The organism is Dolichospermum circinale AWQC131C (assembly GCF_000426905.1).
Classification (GTDB): Bacteria; Cyanobacteriota; Cyanobacteriia; order Cyanobacteriales; family Nostocaceae; genus Dolichospermum; species Dolichospermum circinale.
This window is the reverse complement of record NZ_APIY01000425.1, coordinates 1-3,791: the sequence shown is the minus strand read 5'-3', so window position 1 is coordinate 3,791 and position 3,791 is coordinate 1. Positions and strand designations below refer to the sequence as shown.

The following is a 3,791-nucleotide window of genomic DNA, read 5'->3' as shown; positions in this document are numbered from 1 at the left end:
TTAACCTTCATTTCCTCAAAAGCAGTTGTGGTGAAGGTTAGATAGTTTTCGGAGATGTCTAATTGATGGTATGGACAGTATTTATTGGTGGAACGACGAATTACAAGTAGAAAAAGAAGCTATTTTAATTATGAAATCGCGGGGGGATTTACTTGAAGAACTAACGGAAACGGTGAAATCAAAACATTCTTATGAAGTACCTTGTGTGGTGGCTTTACCAATTAAACAAGGAAATCAGGATTACCTGAATTGGCTAATAGCAGAAACTAAGCCTAAACAGATATCAACAAATAGTTAATAGTTAGATTTAGTGAATTTTAGGTTACTATCTTCATCAAGGATTAGGTCAGGACAAGCAAGATAATGTATATTTCCTAAGTAATTGAAATAGTAAAACTACTAACAAAATATGTCTTTAAAGTCAATTAATCAGGTTTTAGGAAATATTCAACGTTCAGCAGTATGGCAAGAACAATTATTTCCCCGGTTGCTGAATTGTTGGGTGGAAATTGTCGGCGCTGGAGTTGCAGCACAAACTCGTCCCTTGTCAATTCAACGTGATGTTGTCTGGGTAGCAACGTCTAGTGCTGCTTGGGCGCAAAATTTGACCTTTGAACGGAAAACCATACTCATGAAATTAAACCACAAGCTATCTACATCTTTAGTGGATATTCACTTTTCGACTGCGGGGTGGAAGAGTTTACCAAGGACGGAAACACAAATAACTATTTCTGCTTCAGAACACCCCAGTTATGTTGCTGATGATCTAGTTGCTGAGAAGTTAGTCACACCGAGTCTTGACAATGCTCTAGATACTTTTAAGAATTGGGCTAGGATCATGCAGGAGCGATCGCATTATCTCCCTTTATGTCCCGAATGTCAATGTCCTAGCCCACCAGGTGAACTGGAACGCTGGAATGTTTGTTCTCTGTGCTGTTCTAAGCGGTTGAGGTAAATAATCAGCCCTGGATTATGATATTGAACTATTTATTGTCAGTTGATTGTAAATAATGAACTCAACTAGATGCTAAAAACTGAGTTTAAATCTATCCAAAGTAGACTAAAAAAATCAGAGGAAATCTAAAATCAGACTTTTAACCTTGATCCCTAATATGTTTTAGTTTAAATTGAGTATGTAGACACTCTAAGAATCATTTACAAATATAACAAAAATCTAAAGACATAATAAAGTTTATTTATTGATAATAATGGCTATAACCCGTATCCAATAATAATTTCCTGCCCTTCATCCCTATTTTGGTAAACAAGGAAAATATATAAGTATGTTGGCTAGTCCTATGGTACTGAAGATGAAGGCATATCAAGCAATTAAGCGTTTAACATCTACTTGTCGTTATTGTCGTTATTACCAGCCACAGGGTCGCCGTGGTGGTATGTGTGAAAAGTTGACCGCACCAGTCCAAGGTGTTTGGAAAGCTTGTCCTTTGGCGTTACCAGCTTTTGCACCCTCTTGGGAAACTCTAGAAGATGCTTGGAGTTTACCAGTACCAAGACCTGTTTTTTCAACTTCTCAAACCCTTGCAGCGGAGTTAGATCATCTTACAATTAATTGTACTGAAGAAACCCGTATTTGTACTACGCAAGAGGTAGCAAATCAGAACGTAATAATTTAATTACGTAGGATTATTGTCATCAATTTTCTGTCCACCTTAATAAGATTTGACTTGCAATTTATTAGTGTTTCCAATTTTGAAATCTTTAGAAATCGCACCTTCCTGATAGGTGCGATTTTAGTATATAAAAGTCAGGAAATAGACATTTCCGAAAACCATCTCACCTTGACTAAAACTGCATTGCAAAATTTTAAGGTTTAAGGTAACCAGGGAAATTCTCGAAAGTTAGGGGGTCGCTTTTCCAAAAAAGCTTGTTTTCCTTCCGCGCCTTCTTCTGTCATATAATAAAGAAGAGTGGCATTACCGGCAAGTTCTTGTAAACCAGCTTGTCCGTCGCAGTCGGCGTTAAATGCTGATTTGAGACAGCGAATAGCTATAGGGCTTTTTTCAAGGATTTCTTGCGCCCATTGTATCCCTTCTGTCTCCAGTTGTTCTACAGAGACAACAGTATTAACTAAGCCCATTTCTAAAGCCTGTTGAGCGTTATACTGACGACAAAGAAACCATATTTCCCGCGCTTTTTTTTGTCCTACTATTCGCGCTAAATAACTCGCACCAAAACCACCGTCAAAACTGCCTACTTTGGGTCCTGTTTGTCCGAAAATGGCGTTATCGGCTGCAATAGTTAAATCACAAATTAAATGCAGAACATGACCTCCACCAATAGCATAACCGGCGACTAGGGCAATGACGACTTTAGGCATGGAACGAATGAGACGTTGCAAGTCTAAAACGTTTAAGCGGGGAATACCAACATCATCTACGTAACCTGCCTGTCCCCGGACACTTTGATCTCCCCCTGAACAGAATGCGTATTTACCGTCTGTATGAGGTCCCGCACCCGTAAATAAAACTACACCAATACTAGTATCTTCTTTAGCGTCCCAAAAAGCCTCGTATAGTTCAAAGACGGTTTTGGGGCGGAATGCGTTACGTTTGTGGGGACGGTTAATGGTGATTTTAGCGATACCGTCGGTTTTTTGGTAGATAATGTCTTCGTAGGTTTTGACGGTTTTCCAGTCGGTTTGCATGGTTGTACAGTGGGTTTATTATGCTTGAAAATTTTATCGCGGACTTGGAGTGATGCGATCGCTATGGTATCTCCAGCCTTGACAATTTGGTAATTATCGGTAAGGCTATCTTTTGCTATGGTCTGTAAAGGCGTTTTTATGTTCGTAGATGAAACTGGTTATGTAATTGATAATTACAGTAATATAATATTCTGTTCATGACTTATAATTCAAGTAGGTTGGGATGAGAAAAGCCGATATCATCCCTCGTTAAAAGTTAGATTTTACTGAGTTAAAACCAACTAAAACCTAATTATAAAACCCTGACAAGATTAAACATTTACAGCTTGTAAAAGCTGGCTTTCTAGATTTTACCTTTTTAAAAATTGGAGTAATAACATGGGACTTCAGGAACAAATTGACAAAATGAGACCAGAGATCCGATCTGATCACTATTCAATGTCCATTGGAGAATGGATCAGTCTATATGAAGATGAATCAATTAATTTACATCCTGAGTTTCAAAGCTTTTTTCGCTGGACTTCTAGCCAAAAAACAAGGTTAATAGAATCTATTTTACTGGGTATACCTATTCCACCAATTTTTGTAGCTCAACGTGAAGATGGAGTTTGGGATATTGTAGATGGTCTTAACAGATTATCTACGATCTATGAATTGATTGGAAAACTAAAAGATGAACATAATAACTGTGTTGAACCATTAATTCTTGAAGGTACTAAATATTTGCCAGATCTAGCGGGTAAAAAGTGGGAAGATAATGATAATCCTCAAAAGCAACTATATATAATAAAGTTGCAGAATTTTTTATGACTAGATTAACTGAACGAAGTGTGATAAAATATGAATTTAGAATTGCTACATCTAATTTATCAGCATCAGTTTTTAAAGAAATAATATCTATGCTGGGTTTAGATTATTCACTCTATGAATCAAAAGAAGTATTCATAAATAAAAGATTACTTGAAAAAAGAAATCTTATAGCTCATGGTAATTATCTTGATATAGATGAAAAAGATTACGATGAATTGCATACAATAGTAATAGGAATGATGGATACGCTCAGACCTGAGTTCGATGTAAGAGAATAACTTACAAGTGTTGACTGGAAAGAGTTTCAGGATTAAAT

At 36.9% G+C, this 3,791-nt stretch carries 6 protein-coding genes; 5 read left to right on the top strand and 1 reads right to left on the bottom strand.

Annotated features, from left to right (window positions below; translation table 11 throughout):
• Positions 1 to 70 precede the first annotated feature (70 nt).
• The 3 genes from cutA (at position 71) to ACIR131C_RS0100675 (ending at position 1,634) form a co-directional block, all read left to right on the top strand.
• The gene (gene cutA / locus ACIR131C_RS21400; protein ID WP_231395360.1) at positions 71 to 298 is read left to right on the top strand and encodes a divalent-cation tolerance protein CutA; all 228 of its coding nucleotides are present in this window, start codon (positions 71 to 73) and stop codon (positions 296 to 298) included.
• A 111-nt stretch (positions 299 to 409) separates the two neighbouring features.
• The gene (locus tag ACIR131C_RS0100680; RefSeq protein ID WP_028088688.1) at positions 410 to 955 is read left to right on the top strand and encodes a DciA family protein; all 546 of its coding nucleotides are present in this window, start codon (positions 410 to 412) and stop codon (positions 953 to 955) included.
• 328 nt (positions 956 to 1,283) lie between these two features.
• Positions 1,284 to 1,634 carry a hypothetical protein gene (locus tag ACIR131C_RS0100675; RefSeq protein WP_231395359.1) on the top strand — a complete coding sequence of 117 codons (351 nt, stop codon included), beginning with the start codon at positions 1,284 to 1,286 and terminating at the stop codon, positions 1,632 to 1,634.
• Between the two features lie 197 nt (positions 1,635 to 1,831).
• Here ACIR131C_RS0100675 and menB read toward each other — a convergent pair whose 3' ends face one another.
• Positions 1,832 to 2,665, bottom strand: coding sequence for a 1,4-dihydroxy-2-naphthoyl-CoA synthase (gene menB / locus ACIR131C_RS0100670; RefSeq protein ID WP_028088686.1), 834 nt, complete (start codon positions 2,663 to 2,665; stop codon positions 1,832 to 1,834).
• A 378-nt stretch (positions 2,666 to 3,043) separates the two neighbouring features.
• On the opposite strand from menB, the gene ACIR131C_RS0100665 reads away from it, so the two are divergent.
• Positions 3,044 to 3,475, top strand: coding sequence for a DUF262 domain-containing protein (locus tag ACIR131C_RS0100665; protein ID WP_028088685.1), 432 nt, complete (start codon positions 3,044 to 3,046; stop codon positions 3,473 to 3,475).
• The gene (locus tag ACIR131C_RS23780; RefSeq protein ID WP_196811699.1) at positions 3,472 to 3,753 is read left to right on the top strand and encodes an MAE_28990/MAE_18760 family HEPN-like nuclease; all 282 of its coding nucleotides are present in this window, start codon (positions 3,472 to 3,474) and stop codon (positions 3,751 to 3,753) included. Before ACIR131C_RS0100665 ends, ACIR131C_RS23780 begins: the two co-directional genes overlap by 4 nt.
• The last annotated feature ends 38 nt before the right edge of the window (positions 3,754 to 3,791 follow it).

Excerpts from the sequence above, each read along its gene's own strand:
- cutA (WP_231395360.1), top strand. The coding sequence starts at position 71 with ATGGACAGTATTTATTGGTGGAACGACGAATTACAAGTAGAAAAAGAA.
- ACIR131C_RS0100680 (WP_028088688.1), top strand. The coding sequence starts at position 410 with ATGTCTTTAAAGTCAATTAATCAGGTTTTAGGAAATATTCAACGTTCA.
- ACIR131C_RS0100675 (WP_231395359.1), top strand. The coding sequence starts at position 1,284 with ATGTTGGCTAGTCCTATGGTACTGAAGATGAAGGCATATCAAGCAATT.
- menB (WP_028088686.1), bottom strand. The coding sequence starts at position 2,665 with ATGCAAACCGACTGGAAAACCGTCAAAACCTACGAAGACATTATCTAC.
- ACIR131C_RS0100665 (WP_028088685.1), top strand. The coding sequence starts at position 3,044 with ATGGGACTTCAGGAACAAATTGACAAAATGAGACCAGAGATCCGATCT.
- ACIR131C_RS23780 (WP_196811699.1), top strand. The coding sequence starts at position 3,472 with ATGACTAGATTAACTGAACGAAGTGTGATAAAATATGAATTTAGAATT.